The organism is Streptomyces sp. NPDC002156, assembly GCF_053593675.1.
This window is the reverse complement of sequence record NZ_JBSFDA010000020.1, coordinates 48,500-68,373: the sequence shown is the minus strand read 5'-3', so window position 1 is coordinate 68,373 and position 19,874 is coordinate 48,500. Positions and strand designations below refer to the sequence as shown.

18 protein-coding genes are annotated in these 19,874 nt (G+C 71.4%); 11 read left to right on the top strand and 7 right to left on the bottom strand.

Annotated elements, in window-relative coordinates; all coding sequences use genetic code 11:
• Positions 1-38: 38 nt before the first annotated feature.
• On the bottom strand, positions 39-2,258 hold the full coding sequence (locus ACWCRB_RS11885) for a glycosyltransferase family 39 protein (RefSeq protein ID WP_450995903.1): 2,220 nt from the start codon (positions 2,256-2,258) through the stop codon (positions 39-41).
• A gap of 20 nt (positions 2,259-2,278) precedes the next feature.
• Entirely contained in the window at positions 2,279-3,580 is a 1,302-nt protein-coding gene (locus ACWCRB_RS11880) for a glycosyltransferase (protein ID WP_450995902.1), read from the bottom strand.
• 316 nt (positions 3,581-3,896) lie between these two features.
• Here ACWCRB_RS11880 and ACWCRB_RS11875 point away from each other — a divergent pair, with 316 nt between their 5' ends.
• On the top strand, positions 3,897-4,901 hold the full coding sequence (locus tag ACWCRB_RS11875; protein WP_450995901.1) for a sugar ABC transporter substrate-binding protein: 1,005 nt from the start codon (positions 3,897-3,899) through the stop codon (positions 4,899-4,901).
• Positions 4,902-4,906: 5 nt separating this feature from the next.
• Here ACWCRB_RS11875 and ACWCRB_RS11870 read toward each other — a convergent pair whose 3' ends face one another.
• Positions 4,907-5,908, bottom strand: a complete 1,002-nt coding sequence (locus ACWCRB_RS11870; RefSeq protein ID WP_450995924.1) for a LacI family DNA-binding transcriptional regulator — start codon at positions 5,906-5,908, stop codon at positions 4,907-4,909.
• Positions 5,909-6,089: 181 nt separating this feature from the next.
• Here ACWCRB_RS11870 and ACWCRB_RS11865 point away from each other — a divergent pair, with 181 nt between their 5' ends.
• The 5 genes from ACWCRB_RS11865 (at position 6,090) to ACWCRB_RS11845 (ending at position 10,371) form a co-directional block, all read left to right on the top strand.
• A complete protein-coding gene (locus ACWCRB_RS11865) occupies positions 6,090-7,106 on the top strand; it encodes a Gfo/Idh/MocA family oxidoreductase (RefSeq protein WP_450995900.1) in 1,017 nt (338 codons plus the stop codon).
• A complete protein-coding gene (locus ACWCRB_RS11860) occupies positions 7,103-7,972 on the top strand; it encodes a sugar phosphate isomerase/epimerase family protein (protein WP_450995899.1) in 870 nt (289 codons plus the stop codon). The genes ACWCRB_RS11865 and ACWCRB_RS11860 overlap by 4 nt, the downstream gene beginning before the upstream one ends.
• Before the next feature lie 180 nt (positions 7,973-8,152).
• The gene (locus ACWCRB_RS11855) at positions 8,153-8,572 is read left to right on the top strand and encodes a TOBE domain-containing protein (RefSeq protein WP_450995898.1); all 420 of its coding nucleotides are present in this window, start codon (positions 8,153-8,155) and stop codon (positions 8,570-8,572) included.
• Positions 8,573-8,670: 98 nt separating this feature from the next.
• On the top strand, positions 8,671-9,354 hold the full coding sequence (locus ACWCRB_RS11850; protein ID WP_450995897.1) for a TetR/AcrR family transcriptional regulator: 684 nt from the start codon (positions 8,671-8,673) through the stop codon (positions 9,352-9,354).
• Between the two features lie 183 nt (positions 9,355-9,537).
• Positions 9,538-10,371, top strand: a complete 834-nt coding sequence (locus ACWCRB_RS11845; protein WP_450995896.1) for a hypothetical protein — start codon at positions 9,538-9,540, stop codon at positions 10,369-10,371.
• Positions 10,372-10,493: 122 nt separating this feature from the next.
• Here ACWCRB_RS11845 and ACWCRB_RS11840 read toward each other — a convergent pair whose 3' ends face one another.
• The 3 genes from ACWCRB_RS11840 to ACWCRB_RS11830 all read right to left on the bottom strand — a co-directional run bounded on the left by ACWCRB_RS11840 (position 10,494) and on the right by ACWCRB_RS11830 (position 14,284).
• A complete protein-coding gene (locus ACWCRB_RS11840) occupies positions 10,494-11,666 on the bottom strand; it encodes a lactonase family protein (protein ID WP_450995895.1) in 1,173 nt (390 codons plus the stop codon).
• 90 nt (positions 11,667-11,756) lie between these two features.
• On the bottom strand, positions 11,757-13,043 hold the full coding sequence (locus ACWCRB_RS11835; RefSeq protein ID WP_450995894.1) for a HupE/UreJ family protein: 1,287 nt from the start codon (positions 13,041-13,043) through the stop codon (positions 11,757-11,759).
• Positions 13,040-14,284: a DUF3500 domain-containing protein gene (locus ACWCRB_RS11830; RefSeq protein ID WP_450995893.1), complete on the bottom strand. Its 1,245-nt coding sequence runs from the start codon at positions 14,282-14,284 to the stop codon at positions 13,040-13,042. The genes ACWCRB_RS11835 and ACWCRB_RS11830 overlap by 4 nt, the downstream gene beginning before the upstream one ends.
• A 147-nt stretch (positions 14,285-14,431) precedes the next feature.
• Between ACWCRB_RS11830 and ACWCRB_RS11825 the strand changes: the two genes are divergently transcribed.
• From ACWCRB_RS11825 to ACWCRB_RS11805, 5 genes are all read left to right on the top strand, one after another.
• Positions 14,432-15,142, top strand: coding sequence for a response regulator transcription factor (locus ACWCRB_RS11825; protein ID WP_450995892.1), 711 nt, complete (start codon positions 14,432-14,434; stop codon positions 15,140-15,142).
• Complete coding sequence (locus ACWCRB_RS11820) at positions 15,139-16,551, top strand: HAMP domain-containing sensor histidine kinase (RefSeq protein WP_450995891.1); 1,413 nt, start codon at positions 15,139-15,141, stop codon at positions 16,549-16,551. Before ACWCRB_RS11825 ends, ACWCRB_RS11820 begins: the two co-directional genes overlap by 4 nt.
• A gap of 168 nt (positions 16,552-16,719) precedes the next feature.
• The gene (locus tag ACWCRB_RS11815) at positions 16,720-17,784 is read left to right on the top strand and encodes an aromatic ring-hydroxylating dioxygenase subunit alpha (protein ID WP_235473631.1); all 1,065 of its coding nucleotides are present in this window, start codon (positions 16,720-16,722) and stop codon (positions 17,782-17,784) included.
• Positions 17,781-17,951 (top strand): hypothetical protein, encoded by a 171-nt coding sequence (locus ACWCRB_RS11810; RefSeq protein WP_450408792.1) that lies wholly within the window; start codon positions 17,781-17,783, stop codon positions 17,949-17,951. The genes ACWCRB_RS11815 and ACWCRB_RS11810 overlap by 4 nt, the downstream gene beginning before the upstream one ends.
• A complete protein-coding gene (locus tag ACWCRB_RS11805) occupies positions 17,948-18,883 on the top strand; it encodes a PDR/VanB family oxidoreductase (protein WP_450995890.1) in 936 nt (311 codons plus the stop codon). Before ACWCRB_RS11810 ends, ACWCRB_RS11805 begins: the two co-directional genes overlap by 4 nt.
• On the opposite strand, the gene ACWCRB_RS11800 is transcribed toward ACWCRB_RS11805, so the two are convergent.
• Positions 18,834-19,652 carry an IclR family transcriptional regulator domain-containing protein gene (locus ACWCRB_RS11800; protein WP_450995889.1) on the bottom strand — a complete coding sequence of 273 codons (819 nt, stop codon included), beginning with the start codon at positions 19,650-19,652 and terminating at the stop codon, positions 18,834-18,836. The two genes, ACWCRB_RS11805 and ACWCRB_RS11800, sit on opposite strands and share 50 nt — an antisense overlap.
• Positions 19,653-19,874: the final 222 nt, after the last annotated feature.

Sequence of the window (19,874 nt, the reverse complement as noted above, 5' to 3'; positions counted from 1 at the left end):
CCGGTCCGTCCGTTCTGGGGTGCGTCGTACGTGTCGGCTCAGCGGGCGGCGCAGTCGTACAGCACGGTGGCGCCGCCGAATCCCGTCGCCCCCGCGTCACTGTCCTGGGACGACGTGCCCCCGTACGACGAGGCGGGCACCTCGGTGCAGTTCTCCGCGAGCCAGTCGGAGCGCTGCTGGGACGTCCCGCCGGACGCGCCGGGGAATCCGCCGCCGCTCGACTCCGAGCCCAGTACGTAGCGTAGGTCGCCGTCCTTGGTCCACTTCTCCAGCTGTCCGACCGACGGCGCGTCGTCGGAACCGGAGAAGCCGCCCATACCGACGACCGTCTCGTCGCTGCCGAGGATGAAGGCGCTGGTGGACATGGCGCCGCCCTCGACGGCGAGCTTGATACGGGCGTCGGGCGCCTGCTCGACCACGTAGGTGAGGATCTTGCGCTGATCATCGGTCAGTTGCGCACCGCTGCCGAGTCCGCCGCGTCCTGCGGCTCCTCCGGCTCCGACACCTGCGCCGTTGCCGTTGCCGTTGCCGTTGCCGGGGAAGGTGGGCAGTCCACCGGAGGGCAGCTCACCGGACTGGCCCGGGGCCGATCCCGATCCGCCGGGGAGGTCGGGCATGCCGGAGGGCATTCCGGACGGCATTCCGGACGGCATACCGGACGGCATCCCCGAGGGCTGGTCCCCGTCGCCGGAGCCGGTCCGCGGCATGCCCCCTCCCCCGCCGAAGCCGAGCCCCGTCGGCCCCGCCGTCGGGTTGGTCCCGCCCATCGCGCTCGTCGAGGCGGGCACACTCACCGCCCATGCCCCTGGGGCCAGCAGCACGGACACGACCGCCGCGCCGGCCGCCGCGGTGAGCAGTCGCCCGCCCCGCCGGGACAGCAGGAGCAGGGTGATCGCGAGGCAGCCGGACAGCAGCACCGGCCAGACGAGCCAGCCGTTCCAGTCCTGGTCCCGGCGGACGAGCGCCACCGCCCAGCCGACGCTCACCGCGACCGCGGCGACACCGACCTGGGGGACCCAGCGCAGTCCGGCACGGTGGGCCCGTACGAGCGTGGCCACCAGGCCGCCGCACAACGCACCGATCGCCGGGGCGAGTTGGGTCGTGTAGTACGGGTGGAAGATGCCCTGCTGGGTGGAGAACACGGCCGCGCAGACCACCAGCCAGGTGCCCCACAGCAGCCAGCCGGCGGCGGGCAGCGGTACGGCGTCCGGCAGTCGGCCGCGTCGGCGCAGCACCGCGCAGCCAGCCGCGACGGCCAGGGCGACCGCGCAGAGGGGCAGCAGCCAGCTGATCTGCCCCGCGACCTGGTCGTTGAAGAGACGCCCGAGGCCGGAGGCACCGCCGAACCCGCCACCGCCACCACCTCCGAACCCGCCGCCGCCCGGGCTTCCGCCCTCGGAGCCGAAGACGCGGCCGAGTCCGTTGTAGCCGATCACCAGGTCCCAGGCGGAGCCGTCCTCGCTGCCGCCGATGTACGGCCGGTCGCCCGGCCACAGGGCCACCATGGCGACCCACCACAGGGAGGACGCCGCCAGGACGGCGCCCGCGCCCAGCAGCCGCCCGACTCGCGGTGCCCAGGCGCCGCTTCCTGCCACGAGCCAGGCGACGGCGAAGGCGGGGACGACCATCCAGGCGGCGAGCATCTTGGTGAGGAAGCCGCATCCGATCAGGAAGCCGCTCGCGCACAGCCACCAGGTGGCGGTCCTGCCGTCGGCCGCCAGCGCGCGGGTGAGCGCGTACGCCGCCGACACCAGAAGCAGGACGAGGAGGGTGTCGGGGTTGTTGTCCCGGTTGATCGCCACGGTGATGGGGGTGAGCGTGAGGACCAGGGCGGCGGTCAGTGCCGCGGCCTCCCCCGCCCAGCGGCGCACGGTGCGGTGCAGCACGAACACCGCGGCCACGCCCTCGATCACCTGGGGCAGGATCAGCGCCCAGCCGTGGAGGCCGAAGATCTTGGTGCTGACGACCTGCGGCCACAGTGCTGCCGGTGGCTTGTCGACCGTGATGACGCCGGCCGGGTCGTAGGCGCCGAAGAGGAAGTTGGTCCAGTTCCGGCCCATCGACTTCACGGCCGCGGAGTAGTAGCTGTTGCCCCAGCCGAGGGAGCCCAGGGCCCAGCCGTAGAGGGCGGTCGCGAGGACGAGGATCGCGGCGAGGGCGGCGGGCGCCGCCCAGGCGGGCAGGGCGTGGCGGGCCGGGCCGGGGGGCCGGTCGGAGGCGGGTGCCGGGGAGGGCAGGGTGTGCGTGGAGTCGCTCATGAGGAGGGGGGTCGCTCTCGTCAGGACGTACGGCGGTGGGGGCTGCGGAAGACGGCCGAGCGCAGGACGGTGAACCGCACGACGGTGACGACGACGGACGCCGCGGCCAGTACGGCGGTCTCGGCGGCCGTCGACGCGTCGGGAACGGCGTGCGTGAACCACAGGACGGCGGCCGAGGTGACCAGGTAGCCGAGCAGGAACAGGCCTCCGGCGCCGAGATGGGCGCGGGTCGGCGGGGCCGCCGTGTGCCGGAAGGTGAGCCGGCGGTTCGCCTCGGTGTTGAGGACGGTGAGCGCCAGCAGCGACACGAGGTTGGCCGTCACGGGTGACCACCAGGAGCGCAACAGCCAGTAGAGCAGGGCCTGTCCGAGGGTGGAGACGATCCCGATCGCGACGAAGCAGCCGACCTCCCAGGACAGCGCGCCGCGTCGGCCGGTGGGCGCGAGGACCGCGTCGGGGTGCTCGGCGGCCGGTTCGGGGCGGCGGGGCAGCTCGACGCGTCCGGCGCCGGACGCCTTCAGCCGGGCCATGGTCCACAGGCCGCGCAGATCGTCGGTCGCGGTGGAGACGACGTCCACGCGGGTGTCGACGTCCTCGACCCAGTCGACGGGCACCTCGTGGACGCGCAGTCCGTTGTGCTCGGCCAGCAGCAGGAGTTCGGTGTCGAAGAACCACGCGTCGTCGCGGGTCACTTCGAGCAGGGGCCGCAGTACGTCCGTACGGGCCGCCTTGAATCCGCACTGGGCGTCGGTGAAGCGCACTCCGTGGGTGAGCCGGACGATGCCGTTGTAGCAGCGGGAGATGAACTCGCGCCGGGGTCCGCGCACGGTACGCGCGCCGGCGGCGAGGCGGCTGCCGATCGCGAGGTCGGAGTGGCCGCTGGCCAGCGGGGCGACGAGCGGGAGCAGTCCGTCCAGGCCGGTCGACAGGTCGACGTCCATGTACGCCACGATGTCGGCGTCGCTGTCGGCCCACACGGTGCGCAGCGCCAGACCGCGGCCCTTGCGGTCCAGGTGTACGACGCTCACGCCGGGCAGTTCGTCCGCGAGACCGTGGGCGGTGGTGAGCGTCGCGTCCGTGCTGGCGTTGTCGGCGACGGTGATCCGCCAGGGGAAGGGGAACCCGTCGTCGAGGCGTGCGTGCAGGGTGCGCAGGCAGCCGGGCAGGGCGCGCTCCTCGTTGTACACGGGGATGACGATCTCCACCGTGGCGGTGGCTGTGGCGGTGCCGGGGGCTGGTCCGATTGAGCGGGAGGCGGGCTGGAACGGGGCCGGGCGGCTCCTGGCGAGGGCGCGTGTGGGGGCGTGGGGTGTGGGTGTCATGGCTTCCTCAGGCATGAGGGGACGGCAGGGGCCCTGATCGGGGTGGCTGCGCGGCCACTCTTCCGGCTTCGCCTGTGGGCGTCGGGGGAGGAAGCAGGGAATTGACGGGGAGTCAGATCGGCGCGCGCGCCGGGCGCACCGGGAACAGCTCCGGACCTTTTGTTGGGACGTCCTGACATACCCGTTGACATCACCGTTGGGCGGCTCCATAGTACGTGCCACTAGAGCGCGCTACTAAAGCGCTCCAGTGGCACCGGCGGGCGGCCCCGCCGATGGCCGTTTCCCACCCTGACCAGCACAGCGAGGTGCACGGGACATGCGCAGAATCCAGCGAGCCACCGGCCTGACCGCCACCGTCCTGGCCGGCGTCCTGTTCGCCGCCGGCTGCTCCAGCGGCTCCGGCGGCAAGAAGTCCGAGGAGGGCGCGGACGCCGCCTCGGCCGGGAAGGCGACCACGCCCCGGATGACGGTCGCGATGGTCACCCACGCCGCGCCCGGCGACACCTTCTGGGACCTGATCCGCAAGGGCGCCGAGGCCGCCGCGGCCAAGGACAACATCAAGCTGATCTACTCCAGCGACCCCAGCGCCGGGAACCAGGCCAACCTGGTGCAGAACGCGATCGACCAGAAGGTCGACGGCATCGCGCTCACCGCGGCCAAGCCGGACGCCATGACGGACGCGGTGGCCAAGGCCGTGGCGGCCGGCATCCCGGTCGTCGGCTTCAACTCCGGCCTGGACAACTGGAAGCAGCTCGGCATGCTCGAGTACTTCGGCCAGGACGAGAACATCGCCGGGCAGGCCTTCGGCGAACGGCTGAACGAGCTGGGCGCCAAGCACGCCCTGTGTGTCGTCCAGGAGCAGGGCCAGGTCGCCCTGGAGGCCCGCTGCGCCGGCCTGAAGAAGGGCTTCAGCGGCAAGACGGACAACCTCTACGTCAACGGTACGGACATGCCGTCCGTGAAGTCGACGATCACCGCGAAGCTCCGGCAGGACCCCTCGATCGACGAGGTGGTCACTCTCGGCGCCCCCATCGCGCTGACCGCCGTCCAGTCACTGTCCGACGCCGGGAGCAAGGCCAAGCTCGCGACCTTCGACCTCAACAAGGACCTGGTCAAGGCGGTCCAGGACGGGACCGTGCAGTTCGCCGTCGACCAGCAGCCCTACCTCCAGGGCTACTTGGCCGTCGACGCCCTGTGGCTCTACAAGACGAACGGCAACTTCAGCGGCGGCGGGACGGCGCCGGTCCTCACCGGGCCCGCCTTCATCACCAAGGAGAACGCGGACTCCGTCGCGGAGTTCGCCGCGAAGGGCACGCGCTGACCGGCTCAGGCCACCCCTTCCGGGGGTGGCCCGCTGGAGCCTCGTACCACCAGCTTCGGTTCCAGGACGGCCTCTTGCGGTTCCAGCCCCGGGTTCTCCAGCCGCCGGACGGCGAAGCCCACCGCGCGCTCCGCCATGAGCCCTGCGTCCTGGCGGACGGTGGTCAGACCGATCGGCATCAGGTGGGAGAGGTGACTGTCGTCGTATCCGACGACGGACAGATCGCGCGGGACCTCTACGCCGCCCCGGGTCAGGGCCATCAACAGGCCCATCGCGCTGCGGTCGTTGCCCGCGAGGACGGCGGTGGGCAGCGGCTGGCCCTGGTCGCGTTCCGCCAGGAGCAGCTGCCCGGTCTCGATGCCCGACCGTTCCGTGTGATCGCCGGGAATCACCCGACCCTCCGGCTCCAGCCCGTGCCGGCGCATCGCCGCCCGGTAGGCGCGCCGGCGGTCGGCCGACCCGGGACCGCGTCCGCCGTCGATGTGCACGATCCGCTGATGCCCGAGTTCGACGAGGTGGTCCATGGCCTGGCGTACGCCCTTGCCCTCGGCACTGTGCACGAAGTCGAGGGGGGCGCCGGGGACGCGTCGACTGATCGAGACGACGACCGTCCGCTTCCCCAGTGCGTCGAGGTAGGCGGCGTCGGCGTCGGGGCCCAGCACGATCAGCGCTTCGCAGCGGTGACCGAGCAGGGCCTCGACGGCCTTGGCCTCGCTGCGGCCCTGGGCGGCGGCAGAGAGCAGCACGTCGTAGCCGAGGTGTTCGGCCGCCGGGTAGATGCCCTCGATCAGGTCCGTGTGGAAGGCCTGGTGGACGGTGAACATCACGCCGAGGGTGCGACTGCGGCCCCGGGCGAGGAGCCGGGCCGCGTTGTCGGGGCGGTAGCCGATCTCGTCCGCGATCCGGAGCACCCGCTCCCGGGTCTCCTCACCGGCTCCCGGCTGGTTGCGGAAGATGATCGAGACGAGCGCCCGGGAGACGCCCGCCTTCTCGGCGACGTCCGCCATCGTGGGCCGCTGCCTGCCCGATGCGTCCACCTGTGAACCAACCCTCCGAAGCCATTGACATGACATTTGAACAGGGGTCATCGTACTCGCAGCAGTGAACTAGCGCGCGCTAGTAGAGCGCGGCAGAGCGATACGAAACCCTGCTTGTCCCCACGTGTCACCGCTGAAAGGAACACCATCCATGACTGTGCGTGTAGGCGTCATCGGCGCCGGCTGGATAGGCAAGGAGCACATCCGGCGCCTCACCGACGCCGTCACCGGCGCGCGCGTCACCGCGGTCACCGACATCGACGCGGCCCGCGCCGAGGAGGCGGCGGCGCCGGCCGGGGCCCGGGTGCTGCCCGACGGGGCGGCCCTGATCGCGGCGGACGACGTGGACGCGGTCCTCGTGACGTCCTGGGGCCCGACCCACGCCGAGCACGTACTGAACGCGGTGGCCGCCGGGAAGCCGGTGTTCTGCGAGAAGCCCCTCGCGACCACCGTCGAGGACTGTCTGCGGATCGTCGAGGCCGAGACGGCACTCGGCCGCCGCCTGGTCCAGGTCGGGTTCATGCGCCGCTACGACGCCGGCTACCGGAGGATGAAGCAGGTCATCGACTCGGGCCGGATCGGCGAGCCGCTGATCGTGCACTGCGCCCACCGCAACCCGACGGTCCCCGAGTCGTACACGTCGGCGATGGCCGCCCTGGACACGGCCGTGCACGAGGTCGACGTACTGCGCTGGCTGCTCGACGACGAGATCGTCTCCGCCCAGGTGGTCGTCCCGCGCGCCACCGGCAAGCGGTTCGACCATCTCAGGGACCCGCAGATCATGCTCTTCGAGACCGCCAAGGGCGTCCGGATCGATCTGGAGGTCTTCGTCAACTGCCAGTACGGCTACGACATCCAGTGCGAGGCGGTCGGCGAGGAGGGCGTCGTGCGACTGCCCGACCCCGCCTCCGTCGGGCTGCGCAGCGCGGGCCGGCACAGCACGGAGATCCTCACGGACTGGGTGGACCGTTTCGCGGACGCCTTCGACACCGAATTCCGTGAGTGGATCGCCGGTGTCGCCGCGGGCGCGCAGCCCACCGGCCCGTCCGCCTGGGACGGCTATGCCGCCACTGTCATCACCAGCGCGACCGTCGAGGCCCTGGAGTCGGGCGCCGTAGTCGCCACCGACCTCAAGCCCCGCCCCGCGCTCTACGGAGGTGCCGCGTGAAGATCGCCCTCGACCCGTACATGTTCCGCGCGCTGCCGATCGACGCCATGGTGCGCACGGTGGCCGAACTCGGCTACGAGTACATCGAGTTGTCGCCGCGCGAGGACTTCATGCCGTTCTTCCTGCATCCGCGCGCGGACGACAAGCGGATCGCCGAGCTGAGGAACTCCCTGCGCACGCACGGCGTCCAGCTGTCCTCCGTGCTGCCCCTGTACAAGTGGTCCTCACCGGACGAGGGCGAGCGGCAGGCCGCCGTCCGCTACTGGAAACGCATGATCGAGATCACCGCCGACCTCGAATGCCCCCTGATGAACTCGGAGTTCAACGGCCGCCCGGAACGCGCCGCCGAGAGCGAGGCCGCGTTCTGGCGCTCGCTGGAGGAACTGCTGCCGCTGTTCGAGCGGGAGGGCCTCGCGCTGAACCTGGAGGCGCACCCGGACGACTTCTGCGAGGAGAACACTCCGGCGGTCGATCTGGTCCGCGCGGTCAACAAGCCCTGGGTGAACTACCTCTACTGCGCCCCGCGCTCCTTCCACCTCTCCGGCACCCAGGAGGTCGGCGCGGACATCGCCGCGATGATGCGCTACGCGGGCGACAAGCTCCAGCACGTCCACATCGCCGACTCCTTCAACCACAAGGGCTCCTCGGGCCTGCGCTACATCCTCAACCCACCCGGCACCACCGCCCGCATCCACCAGCACCTCGACATCGGCCAGGGCGAGGTCGACTGGAACGCCTTCTTCTCCACCCTGCGCGAACTGGACTTCGACGGCGTCGCCACCGCCTGTGTCTTCGCCTGGGAGGAACGGGCCCACGAGTCCTCCGCGTTCATGCTCGACCGCATCCGCAAGGAACTGGGGGCGTGAACGGCCGCCCCATCGGCGGGAGTCGACGATGGGGCGGCGACCCGTCGGCCGCTCAGGGCGACACGGGCCCACGCACACCCGGCCTGACCTGACCCCGCGTCCGCCCCGGCTAGCGTGAGCCTCACAAAAGCACCGAAGGCTGACATTTTCACACCCTTCTCCCCTGTGAGGCGTTCCGTCATGAGTCTGAGCATCCGCAACCAGATCCCCGGTACCGTCACCGCGGTCACCGCCGGAGAGGTCATGGCCACCGTCAAGGTCCGGCTCGACGGCGGTCAGGACCTCACCGCCGCGATCACCCGGGAGTCCGTCACGGAACTCGGCCTCGTCGAGGGCACCGTCGTGCGCGCCCTCGTCAAGTCCACGGAGGTCTCGCTGGCCACCGCCGCCGTCGAGGGTGTCTCCATCCGTAACCAGCTCCCCGGCACGGTCGCCGGCATCACCACGGGTGCCGCCATGGCCTCCGTCAAGGTCTCCGTCACGGGCGGTGAACTGACGGCCGCGATCACCACGGAGGCCGTGGACGATCTGGGCCTGGCCGCCGGTTCACCGGTCGTCGCCCTGATCAAGTCGACGGAGGTCTCCCTCGCGACCGGGTGAGCGGGTGACTGGGTGGGCGGGCGCGTGCCCACAGACCGCTCCCGACCGCTGTGGCGCACAGTAACCGGAGACCGCAGTCCGGTTGCTAGGCTGGACGAATGGCGGCGACGGAAAGCGCGAAGTCGGGCGAGCGGGGACTGCGGGCCGACGCGCTGCGGAACAGGCAGCGGATCGTGGCGGCCGCTCGCCGGATCTTCGAGGAGCAGGGGCTGGACGCGCCGCTGGACGAGGTCGCGGAGCGCGCCGGAGTGGGCGCCGGCACGCTGTACCGGCGCTTCCCCACGCGCGGGGAGCTGGTCGAGGCCGCCTTCGAGGACGAGTTGCGGAGCGTGGCGGCCATCACCGAGGAGGCGCTGCGCTGCGCGGACCCCTGGGTCGGGTTCAGCACGTATGTCGAGCGGCTCTGTGAGGCCATGGCGACCGATCGCGGCCTGAGCGACCTGCTCACCCTCCGGCTGCCCGACTCGGAGGTCGCGACGATCCTCTGCGACCGGCAGTCCGCCGCCCTGACCAAGCTCGTGCGTCAGGCTCAGGAAGCCGGAGCCCTGCGGGACGACTTCGTTCCGGAGGACGTTCTCCTGTTCCTGCTGGCCAATGCGGGGGTCGTCAAGGTGACCCGGTGCGCCGCCCCGCACGCGTGGCGACGCCTGGTCGCGTTCCTGCTGACGGCGTGCAGGGCGGACCACACGGATCCGCTGCCGGCCGCGCCCACGCCACTGCAGGCGGAGCGGGCCCTGATCGGCCACGCGGAGACGAAGGGCCTGGGGTCGAACCGGCCGTGACGGCCGTTCCGGGGACCCCACGCGCCCGATTCGATGTCTCGCGCATCACACCCATCACACTCGTCGCAGCGGGAATAAGCGGAGAGTTCAGTCCAGTTACCTGATCCAAGAGCATCCAGGAACAGGGTGTCGACGCGTCCACCGAGGTGACGTGTCCTCGGCCGATCAGGAGGCTGTCGGACGATGAGCTGCATCACCGCGTGTGCCCCGCGCCGCCGCGCACACCGCGAGGAACGCCGGGGACGGCTCGCTCCGCCGAAGGTGATCACGGGCAGGGGCCTGCGGCGCGGGGCGGCGGGTGTGGCGGTGACGGGACTGGTGTACAGCGGCCTCCTCGCCGTGACGGCGGACGACAACCCCCTCTTCGGCGTCGGCTGGGCGGGGTCCGCCGCCGAGAACGCCCGCCCGTTCGGGACCGCCGTGACAGCCGGCTGGACGACGGTCACCGAGGCCACGACGGTGACCCTGGGCCGCGTCGAGACCTTCGCCGCCTGGCCCTTGATGGCGCTGGCCCTGTTCTGGCTGGCGTCCCGGAACCAGCCGGTCTATCTGCGCGGCGCCCTCGCGCTGTTCGTGTCCAACGCCGCCGGTCTGGCCGTCTTCGCCTCCGTCCAGGGCTTCCCGGCGGACGAGGCGGCCCTCGTCGGCGGCTACCTGGCGTTGCCGGGCGTGCTGGCGGGCGGGTACGTACTGATGGCGCTGGCGGTCGTCGCCCTCACGACGAGGCGCCGGGTACGGGCCGCGGCGACGGCCGTCGCGCTGTTCACGGTCACGGCGGCGGTGCTGACCCCGGACCACCACGCGCTCGGCACGCTGTCGGCCGCGGTCGCGCCGCTGCTGGCGTGGTACGGCATCGCGGCTCTCGAGTCCCGCCGGGCAGCCGGGCACCGAGGCGTCGATGCGGTCCCGCCCGTCACCGTGCCGGAGGCCGGCGTGGTCGCCCTCCGGCCCCGTGCCGAGGCCGCCCCGGAGGAACGGGCCGACTCCGATCCCGTACCGCTGCCGAGGGCGGGCTGACGGCGGTCACTTCAGGCGCTGACGCTCACCTCCGGACCAGGACTCCGAACCGGGGATTCACCAGCCTCCCTCGCGAGACGGATGGGGTCTCGCGGTGTGGCTTCGCTCCCTCTCACGGAGGCTCAGGGGCGGCTGAACGTGATGCAGGCGGGCCTCGGTACGGGTACGGACGTGCCGGTGTCCGTGAGGTGGCCCGAGTGTGGGTCGACGCCGAAGAGGTTCACCGTGCTGCTCGCCTGGTTCGCGACGAACAGCCACCTGCCGCTGGGGTGGAAGGAGAAGCTCCACGGGGTGAGTCCCGCGCAGGGAATGCGCTGGACCAGCGTGAGCAGGCCGGTCGCCCGGTCCGTCGAGAAGACGACCAGGGTGTTCTCGCCCCGGTTGGAGGTGTAGACGAAGCGGCCGTCACGGCTGATGGCCAGTTCGGCGGCGCTCGTGGTGCCGGTGTGTTCGGGCACGTTCGTCGACAGGCTCTGGAAGTGGGTCAGGACGCCGCTTTCGGGGCTCCATCCCAGGGCCTGGATGTCGGCGGTCAGTTCGTTCAGGAGGTAGACGATCCTGCCGCTCGGGTGGAAGACCACGCGCCGTGGCCCCGACCCCGGCGCCGTCGCGTAGGCGCTGGGGCCGTCGGACAGGGTTTGCGTGGCCCGGTCGAAACGGTGGACGAAGACCCGGTCGGCACCGAGGTCCGGGACCAGCGCGAACCTGCCGCTCGGGTCGATGACCACGTGGTGGGCGTGCGGGCCCGTCTGGCGCGGGTGGGGGCCGGAACCGGTGTGCTGCACCCGGGACACCACGGCGCCGAGTCCGCCGTCCCTGCCGATCGGCACGGAGACGACGGTGCCGGCCGCGAAGTCCGCGGCCAGCAGCGTCTTCGACCGGACGTCGACCCCGATGTACGACAGTCCGCCGCCCGCCGGTGTCGCCTGTGTCGCGATCTCGCCGAACTGTTCAAGTGCGCCGGTCGCCCTGTCGACGCGGAAGGCTCGGACGGTCCCGCCGGATTCACCGCCGGTGGCGTACAGGACCGCCTTCCTCGGGTGCGCGGTCATCCAGTTCGAGCCGGTCTGCGCCACAGGCCCGACCGACGTCAGGGTCGCGTCGGCCGGGTCGAACCGCAGCGCGTGCACCTGGCCGAGGGTCCAGCTGCCGACGTGGAGGAGGCTGACCGCTCTGCCCGGCGCGGCCTCGGCCGGAGCGGCGGACAACAGTGGCACTCCCGCCGCGGCGGATGCCGCCATGGCGCCCAACAGCGTTCTGCGGGACGGTGTCCGGGGTCTTGAGTCGTCGTTCATCGAGCGAATCTCCGCTTCAAGAGTTGTTGGAACTTTTGTCGCACATATTGCTCACAATCCTGCCGCGCGGTTACGTTCTCGCACGCACCGTCACTCGCACAAGCCCCGCTGAGAAGTGCGCGGTGTCAGGCGCAGCGCGCCGACGGCGAGTGCCGCGAGCGATGCGGCGACGAGCAACGGGTGGGCGACCAGCCAGGTCTGGACGCCTTCGAACGGGTCGGAGGACGTCAGGGCGGCGCGCTCCAGCATCCAGGAGGCCGAGAACAGCAGGCCGAGGGCGGCCAGCGTGAGGCGGAACGCCGGGTACCAGGCGGTGCGGGCCAGGACGAGCAGCGACGGCATGATCAGTGCGACGACCAGCAGTTGGGTCAGTTCGATGCCCAGGTTGAAGCCGAGGAGTGTGGTGACGAGGGATCCCCGGTCCAGGCCGAGGTCGCCGATGAGCGAGGCGAACGCCAGCCCGTGGACGAGCCCGAAACCACCGGCGATGAGCACCTCGCCGCGTGCCACGAGGGGGCGTACGGCGTGGACGGCGGACACCGCGATCGAGAAGGCGATCAGCGTCTCCACCGGCCGGGACGGTACGTGGACCGCTCCGGCCGCCGCCAGGGCGAGGGTGAGCGAGTGGCCCGCGGCGAACGCGGAGACGACGTGCACGACGCGGACGACAACCCGCCGTCTCGACGCGCCCGCGGGGCGCCATCGGCCCCCGGCCGCCACCAGCGGGGCGGGGACCAGCAGCATGAGGAGGAACAGCAGGTGATCGGCTCCCTCGCCGACGTGCTCCGTTCCCAGGCCCACGGTGGTGACGAAGCCCCGCAGCCATGATCCTTGCCCGGCGGGGACGTTGAGGCTGGTGGTGTCCCGGTCGAGGACCCCGAGGGTCTCGGCGTCGTCCGTTTTGAGGATGCCTCGGTCGAAGTCGTACCGGACGGTGGCGATGACCCGGTGGGTGACGAGTTCCTCGACGACGACGTCGTAGCGGAGGTCGAAGTCGGTGACACGGCCGTCGGGCGGGCGGATCTCCAGCGGATAGACGAGATGGGCCGTCGCGTCGATCGTACGGACCGTCGGGGTGCCGAGCGTCACCGTCCAGGCGGTGCCGTCGTCGCCGACGGCGGCGATGTGCCCGGCCGTGTAGTCGCCGAGGAACGACCGATCGACGCCGAGGACGCTCGCGGGGGTGAGGTCGCGGTGCACGGCGATGGCGAGCCGGTCGATCGGCAGTTGCACCTCGCCCTCGACCCGGTCGTCCCGGACGTCCAGGAGGACGGCGGAGGTGCTCATCGGGTGCGCGCCGGCCGGTGACGCGAGGCCACCGACCAGCAGGAACACCGTGAGCAGCAGGGTGGAGAGGAGACGGCGCACGGACGTCATTCCCAGCCGTAGTCGGCGGTCTCGTCCCGGAAGATCGTGTGCTGGTGGATCTCGTCGGTGGACGCGCCCGGCTGGTTGGAGAACTCGATCCAGGCCGACGGTCCGTCAAGCCGCACGTAGGTCTGGCTGTTGTCCAGTGTCGTCCCGCCGCTCCAGCCGATGTACGTCTCGTCGTACTCCGAGACGTACTTGGCCAGCAGCCGTGCCGCCGCCTTCTCGTCCAGGTCGTCGACCCACGCCCTGAGCATCGCGGTGACCTTCGCCCGCTGCTTCTTGGTGAGGCTGCTGACCAGGACGCCCTCGGGCTGGGTGGGGAAGGGGCCGTCGTGGCCGGGGCCGAGGTAGAGGTCGTCGAAACTGCCGTCGATCTCGGCGGCGGTCAGCTCCTCGGCGGTGAGGGACTGGATCGCGGCCATCGTGGCGGTCCGCTTGTCCTCCAGCGGGGCGTAGTAGAGGTTCTCCCAGTCGAACTCCATGGGCTCGACGGCGGTGAGGGTGGGCGAGATGCTCACGCTGCCGCCGGCGTACGTGAGGTTGTAGGCGGCGTGGTGACCGCCGTACTGGAGCGTGAACTGCCCGGACTTGCTGGGCGTTCCGAAGAAGGAGACGTAGTACCACTCCGAGCCGAAGTTGGCGCCGCCGCCTCCGCCGGGGGGACCGCCGCCATCGGTGGGCGTTGCGGTGGGGGTGGCTGTCGGAGTGCCCGTCGGGGTGCCGCCGCCCGGTCCGCCGGTGTCCGGGAGCGAGGCGAGATAGTCGTCGGCCTTGCGGATCTCGACGAGTTCCTCGTAGCCCTTCTTGCTGAGCGCGGCCTCCATGACCTTCAGGGCCGCGGCCTCCTGCGCGTCGGTGAGGTCGCCCAGCTTCAGGCCGTTGCGCTCGACGACGGGCGTCGGGAAGTTGGACCAGCCGGTCTTCTTCGCCGGGTCGTCGAAGTCGTAGAGGGCGGTGTCCTTCTGCTCGTCGGACAGCGTGGCGAGGAACGCGTTCGCGGCGGCCACGACCTGTGCCGTGTTCGCGCCGCCGGCGCCGGTGCGCAGGGCGGACGCCGGGACCGGATTCGGCTTCGTCAGCGCCGCCGGCGACGACGCCTGGTCGACGGTGCCACAGCCCGCGCCACCGAGACCGAGGCACACGGCGACGGCCACGGCGCGGTGTACGCGTATCCGCCCGCGATCCGGCGCACGCGACGGCGATGCGGGGGCGGTCGGTGCGGCCATGGGGTGGGGAACGGAGGACATGGGGCTCCTGTGAGGGGTGTGAGTGCGGGTGCGGCCCCATGCTTCGCGAGCGATCTCAGACCCGGTCGGGAGCCGGTCCGGAATTCGATGAGAACCGGTGCCCGGAATGCGAACCGGCGCCCGGAAGCGGTGTGCCATCATGCCCGGATGCCTGATCGTGTCCTCATCGCCGACGACGATCGCGCGGTCCGTGAATCCCTCGCGCGCGCACTGGAGTTGGAGGGGTACGACGTCGTCACCGCCGCCGACGGGGTGGAGACGCTGACCCGGGTCCGCCGGGAGTCCTTCGACGTGCTCGTCGTCGACGTCATGATGCCCCATGTCGACGGCATGGCTGTGTGCCGTGTGCTGCGCGCCGACGGTGACCGCACACCGGTCCTCATGCTCACCGCCCGCTCCCGCACCCCGGACCGTGCGGCGGGCCTCGACGCCGGTGCCGACGACTATCTGTCCAAGCCCTTCGCGGTGCCCGAACTGACGGCCCGGCTGAGGGCGTTGCTGCGCAGAGCCGCCCTGACCCCGAAGCCCGTGCGGGAGACCGAGGACGCGGAGCGGGACGGCACCGTTCTGCGCATGGCCTCGCTGCGGATCTCTCCGGCGGCCCGCCGTGTGTGGTGGGGCGAGTCGGAAGTGCGGCTCACCAGGACCGAGTTCGACCTGCTGGAACTCCTGGTGCGCAACGAGGGACTGGTGCTGGATCACGAGACGCTCTACCGGCAGGTCTGGGGTCGCGACGTCGGCGTGGACGCCAAGAACCTGGCGGGCTACGTCGGATATCTGCGGCGCAAGCTCGGCGCGGCCGGAGCGCCCGATCTGATCCACACCGTGCGCGGCGTGGGATACGCGGCACGGACATGACCCTGCGTACGCGGTTCGCGCTCGCCTTCGCCGCCATCGGTGCCGTGGTGGCGCTGCTGGTCGGAGCGCTGAGTTATCGCGCCGCCTCCGACCGGGTCGTCGCCGAGATCGACCGGACCCTGCGGTCGGCCACGGTCGCCCTGGCGCACGCCGAGGAACGGGGAGGGCAGCCGCTGGTCTCCGAGGTGATCGCCCAGGTACCGGAGCTCTTTCCCGGGCCGGACCGCCCCGGTCCCGGGGACGAGCCGGAACGGCGGATGGTCCTGCAGTCCGTCGCCGTCGACGGAACGGTCGCCCGCCTCGGTGGCCCGGGTGTGCCGCTGCCGGTGTCCGACACCGGGCGGACCCTGGCCGCCTCGGGCAGGGCCGGGGACACGGACATCACCGAGGTCGTCGTGGCGGGCCGCACCTACCGTCGGCTGACCACCGCCCTGGGCGGGAACCGGGGCGCGCTGCAGGTGGCGGTCCGGATCGACGAGACCCGTCATGTCCTGGGCGGTATGGCCAGGGAGATCGCGATGGTCAGCCTCGCGGTCATGCTGGCCGCGGCCGGCGCGGGTGTGCTGGTCGCGGGACGCATCACCCGGCGCCTGGTACGGCTGGCCGAGGCCGCCGAAGAGGTCAGCGCCGACGGCCGGGCCGTGCTCGGACACGCGGACCTGACGGGCGGGCGGGACGAGGTGGGCCGGCTGTCCACGTCGTTCGGCAGGATGCTCGGGCGGATCGCCGCCGCCCGTGACGCCCAGGAGAGACTGGTGCACGACGCCGCCCACGAGCTGCGGACCCCTCTCACCAGTCTGCGCACCAACGCCGCGGTGCTGCGTCGCGTCGCCGAGCTGTCCCCGCAGGCCCGCGACCGGCTCCTGGACGACGTCGAGGGCGAGACCGGCGAACTCGCGCACCTCGTGGAGGAACTCGTGGAACTGGCGCTGGCCGGCGGCCAGGAAGAGGACGAGGAGGCCGTGGAGCTGGCCGTCGTGGCCCGCCGTGTCGCGCGGCGGGTGTACCGGCGCAGCGGTCGCCTGGTCCATGTCGACGCCGACGGCACCGTGGTCCACGGCCGCCCGCAGGGCCTGGAACGCGCGCTGGGCAACCTGCTGGAGAACGCCGCCAAGTTCGACCCCGACGGCGACGATCCCATCGAGGTGCGCATCCGCCGTGGGGCGGTCACCGTGTCCGACCGCGGACCGGGCATCGACGCCGCCGCCCTCCCCCGGGTGTTCGACCGCTTCTACCGCGCCGACACCGCTCGCGCCCTGCCCGGCTCCGGACTCGGCCTCGCCATCGTCCGCGACGTCGCCGAGGCCCACGGCGGCACGGTGACCGCGGGCCCTCGCCCGGGCGGCGGGGCCCGGATCGGCTTCACCGTGGCGGGTTCGCGCCTGCTGCCCGGGGCCGAGGGCGACTGACCTGCTCGTGGACGAACGGGTCCGGCCGCCCGACGGACGGCTGGACCATCGGACTGCCCTCTGAACAGGCGTTTTCCATCGAAGCTTCCGTGAGGCGGAAGCGGTATTGCGTCCCTGTGACGCCCTTCCGGACGATGTCGCCATCACAGAGAGACGGGAGCCGCAACGATGCCGCACACCACCGCCTTCGCCAGGAACCAGTGGTACGTCGCCGCCTACAGCCACGAGGTGGGGCGGGAGTTGCTCGGACGGACGATTCTCGGGGAGCCGCTCGTCTTCTATCGCACCGAGGGCGAGGGGACGCCGATAGCCCTGCACGACCGCTGTGTGCACCGCAGGTACCCGCTCTCCGAGAGCGGACTCGACGGCGACCGGATCGTGTGCGGTTACCACGGCTTCACCTACGACACCACGGGTACGTGCGTGTACGTGCCGGGGCAGAAACGGGTCCCGCGCACCGCCCGCGTCGCCTCCTACCCGGTCGTCGAGCAGGACTCGCTGATCTGGGTCTGGATCGGCGACCCGGCACTGGCCGACCCGCAGACCATCCCGCGCGCCCGGCACCTCGACTCCCCCGGCTGGACGACCATCCAGGGCATGGAGCCGATCGACGCCGACTACGGGCTCCTGGTCGACAACCTGCTCGACCTCTCCCACGAGACCTATCTGCACGGCGGCTACATCGGCACCCCCGAGGTCGCCGAGACCCCGATCACCACCGAGGTCGACGAGGGCGCCGGGATCGTCCGGGTCAGCCGGCACATGGCGGACGCCGAGTGCCCGCCGTTCTACGCCAAGTCGACCGGGATCGAGGGGCGGATCACGCGCTGGCAGGACATCGAGTACCACGCGCCGTGCCTGTACCTGCTGCACAGCCGGATCGCGCCGGTCGGCGTGGTGCCCGAGGCGGACGGCAGCGACCCGAACGGTTTCCACACCGAGATCACGTACGCGATCACTCCGTCGTCCGACGGCAAGGTGTACGACTTCTGGATGGTCTCGCGGGACTGGGCCACGGACGACGACGAGGTCACCGAGTTCCTGCGGAGCAACAACCACACGGTCGTCATGCAGGACGTCGTCGCGCTCAACCTCCTTCAGGAGACGCTGGGTTCGGAGCGCACCGGCTACCAGGAGCTGAGCATCAACATCGACACCGGTGGTCTCGCCGCCCGCCGTATCCTCGCCCGGCTGGTCGAGGAGGGCGACAAGCCGGTGGAGAAGGTCCTGTGAGCAGCCCCACGGGCGAGGTCTACCGCATCGACTGGCTGCCGGGCACGGACATCCTGCACGGCACCTGTCACTGCGGCCGTGAACACAGCTCGCAGGACCCCATCGAGATGTGGGAGTGGATGCTCTCCCACCCCCAGGGACATCAGCCGCAAGGAAGCAGCTCATGAGCGTCTACGAAGTCGAACTCATCGTCGACCGGCGCGAGTTGGCCGCCGATGGGGTGCTCGCGCTCACCCTGCGGCACCCGCTGGGCGAGCAACTCCCCGAGTGGGAGCCGGGCGCCCATGTCGACGTCGTGCTCGGGCCCGAGCTGGAGCGCCAGTACTCGTTGTGCGGCGACCCGGCCGACCGGTCGGCGTGGCGGATCGCGGTGCTGCGCGAGCCGGACGGGCGCGGTGGATCGGCGTATGTGCACGGGCAGTTGGGGCTCGGCGACAAGGTGCGGGTACGCGGGCCGCGCAACCACTTCGCGCTCAAGCCGGCGCCCCGCTACCGCTTCGTCGCGGGCGGTATCGGCATCACCCCGATCCTGCCGATGCTCGCCGCCGCCGAGGCGGCGGGCGCCGAGTGGACGCTGCTGTACGGCGGACGCACCCGCAACTCCATGGCGTTCACGGAGGAGTTGGGACGGTACGGGGACAAGGTCACGTTCGCTCCGCAGGACGAGACCGGGCTGCTCGACCTCGACTCGGAGATCGGGCAGTTGACGGAAGGCACCCTTGTCTACTGCTGCGGTCCTGGGGCACTCCTCGACGCGGTGGAGGCCGTCTGTCCGGGCGGTGCCCTGCATGTCGAGCGGTTCACGCCCAAGGTCCAACAGGGCGGCGACGACAGTGAGTTCGAGGTCGTGCTGCAGCGCAGCGGTCGTACGCTGACCGTGCCCGTCGACGTGTCCGTCCTTGACACCGTGCGCGGGGCCGGGGTCGAGGTGCTCTACTCCTGCACCGAGGGGACCTGCGGCACCTGTGAGACGGACGTGCTCGAAGGCACCCCGGACCACCGGGACTCGGTGCTCTCCGACGAGGAGCGGGAGGCGGGCGAGACGATGCTCATCTGTGTGTCCCGGTGCCGTGGTCCGCGGCTCGTCCTCGACCTGTAGCCATCGCCAGATCGGCCTCGATCCGGGCGACGGTCGCCAGGAGATGGGGCAACAGGTCCCGGCGTACCGACTCCACGGAGTTGCGGCCGGCGTGGACGGGGATGTTCACGCCGGCCACCACCTCGCCGTCCCGGTCCCGCACCGGGGCGGCGACCGAGCGCAGCCCCTCCTCCAGTTCCTGGTCGACGACGGCGTACCCCTGTCGCCGTACGCGCTGAAGTTCCGTCCGCAGTACGGTCGTTGAGGTGATCGTCCGGTCGGTCAGGGGGCGCAGGTCGGCGCGCGCGAGGAGGGCGTCAAGGTCCCCCTCGGGCAGATGCGCGAGGATCACCCTTCCCACTGACGTGACGTGGGCCGGGAAGCGGGTGCCGACGGTGATGGCCGCGGTCATGATGCGGCGGATGGGGACCCGGGCCACGTACACGATGTCGTCGCCGTCCAGGACGCACAGCGAGGACGACTCCCGTACCTGCGCGACGAGTTGCTCCAGATGCGGCTCGGCGATCTGCGGCAGGGTGAAGGCGGCGAGGTACGCGTAGCCGAGTTCCAGTACGCGCGGGGTGAGCCGGAAGAGCCGGCCGTCGCTGTGGACGTAGCCGAGGTCGGCGAGGGTCAGCAGGAAGCGGCGGGCGGCGGCGCGGGTCAGTTCACAGGCGCGGGCGACCTCGCTGAGCGTCAGCGCCGGGTGTTCGGCGTCGAAGGCACGGATGACGGCCAGGCCGCGTTCGAAGGAGCGGACGAAGTGCGGGGCGCGGGCGGCAGCGGTCATCGTAGCCTCCAGGGGGACGTACGAGTGTGCGCTGTGCGCACGCTATGAGTGCGCGCCGTGTACGTCAACAACCGGGTACGGCACGGGCATTGACCCTGGCTGGCGCGGGGCTCTACGTTCCCGCTGAGACGTTCCGAGACGTTCTCCCTGAGCACGCCCGTGCTCTCCGCGCACAACTCGCCACCATCTGGCACAACCTGTCGGAGCACCAGGATCGGTCCC

Excerpts from the sequence above, each read along its gene's own strand:
- ACWCRB_RS11885 (WP_450995903.1), bottom strand. The coding sequence starts at position 2,258 with ATGAGCGACTCCACGCACACCCTGCCCTCCCCGGCACCCGCCTCCGAC.
- ACWCRB_RS11880 (WP_450995902.1), bottom strand. The coding sequence starts at position 3,580 with ATGACACCCACACCCCACGCCCCCACACGCGCCCTCGCCAGGAGCCGC.
- ACWCRB_RS11875 (WP_450995901.1), top strand. The coding sequence starts at position 3,897 with ATGCGCAGAATCCAGCGAGCCACCGGCCTGACCGCCACCGTCCTGGCC.
- ACWCRB_RS11870 (WP_450995924.1), bottom strand. The coding sequence starts at position 5,908 with ATGGCGGACGTCGCCGAGAAGGCGGGCGTCTCCCGGGCGCTCGTCTCG.
- ACWCRB_RS11865 (WP_450995900.1), top strand. The coding sequence starts at position 6,090 with ATGACTGTGCGTGTAGGCGTCATCGGCGCCGGCTGGATAGGCAAGGAG.
- ACWCRB_RS11855 (WP_450995898.1), top strand. The coding sequence starts at position 8,153 with ATGAGTCTGAGCATCCGCAACCAGATCCCCGGTACCGTCACCGCGGTC.
- ACWCRB_RS11850 (WP_450995897.1), top strand. The coding sequence starts at position 8,671 with ATGGCGGCGACGGAAAGCGCGAAGTCGGGCGAGCGGGGACTGCGGGCC.
- ACWCRB_RS11845 (WP_450995896.1), top strand. The coding sequence starts at position 9,538 with ATGAGCTGCATCACCGCGTGTGCCCCGCGCCGCCGCGCACACCGCGAG.
- ACWCRB_RS11840 (WP_450995895.1), bottom strand. The coding sequence starts at position 11,666 with ATGAACGACGACTCAAGACCCCGGACACCGTCCCGCAGAACGCTGTTG.
- ACWCRB_RS11835 (WP_450995894.1), bottom strand. The coding sequence starts at position 13,043 with ATGACGTCCGTGCGCCGTCTCCTCTCCACCCTGCTGCTCACGGTGTTC.
- ACWCRB_RS11830 (WP_450995893.1), bottom strand. The coding sequence starts at position 14,284 with ATGTCCTCCGTTCCCCACCCCATGGCCGCACCGACCGCCCCCGCATCG.
- ACWCRB_RS11825 (WP_450995892.1), top strand. The coding sequence starts at position 14,432 with ATGCCTGATCGTGTCCTCATCGCCGACGACGATCGCGCGGTCCGTGAA.
- ACWCRB_RS11820 (WP_450995891.1), top strand. The coding sequence starts at position 15,139 with ATGACCCTGCGTACGCGGTTCGCGCTCGCCTTCGCCGCCATCGGTGCC.
- ACWCRB_RS11815 (WP_235473631.1), top strand. The coding sequence starts at position 16,720 with ATGCCGCACACCACCGCCTTCGCCAGGAACCAGTGGTACGTCGCCGCC.
- ACWCRB_RS11805 (WP_450995890.1), top strand. The coding sequence starts at position 17,948 with ATGAGCGTCTACGAAGTCGAACTCATCGTCGACCGGCGCGAGTTGGCC.
- ACWCRB_RS11800 (WP_450995889.1), bottom strand. The coding sequence starts at position 19,652 with ATGACCGCTGCCGCCCGCGCCCCGCACTTCGTCCGCTCCTTCGAACGC.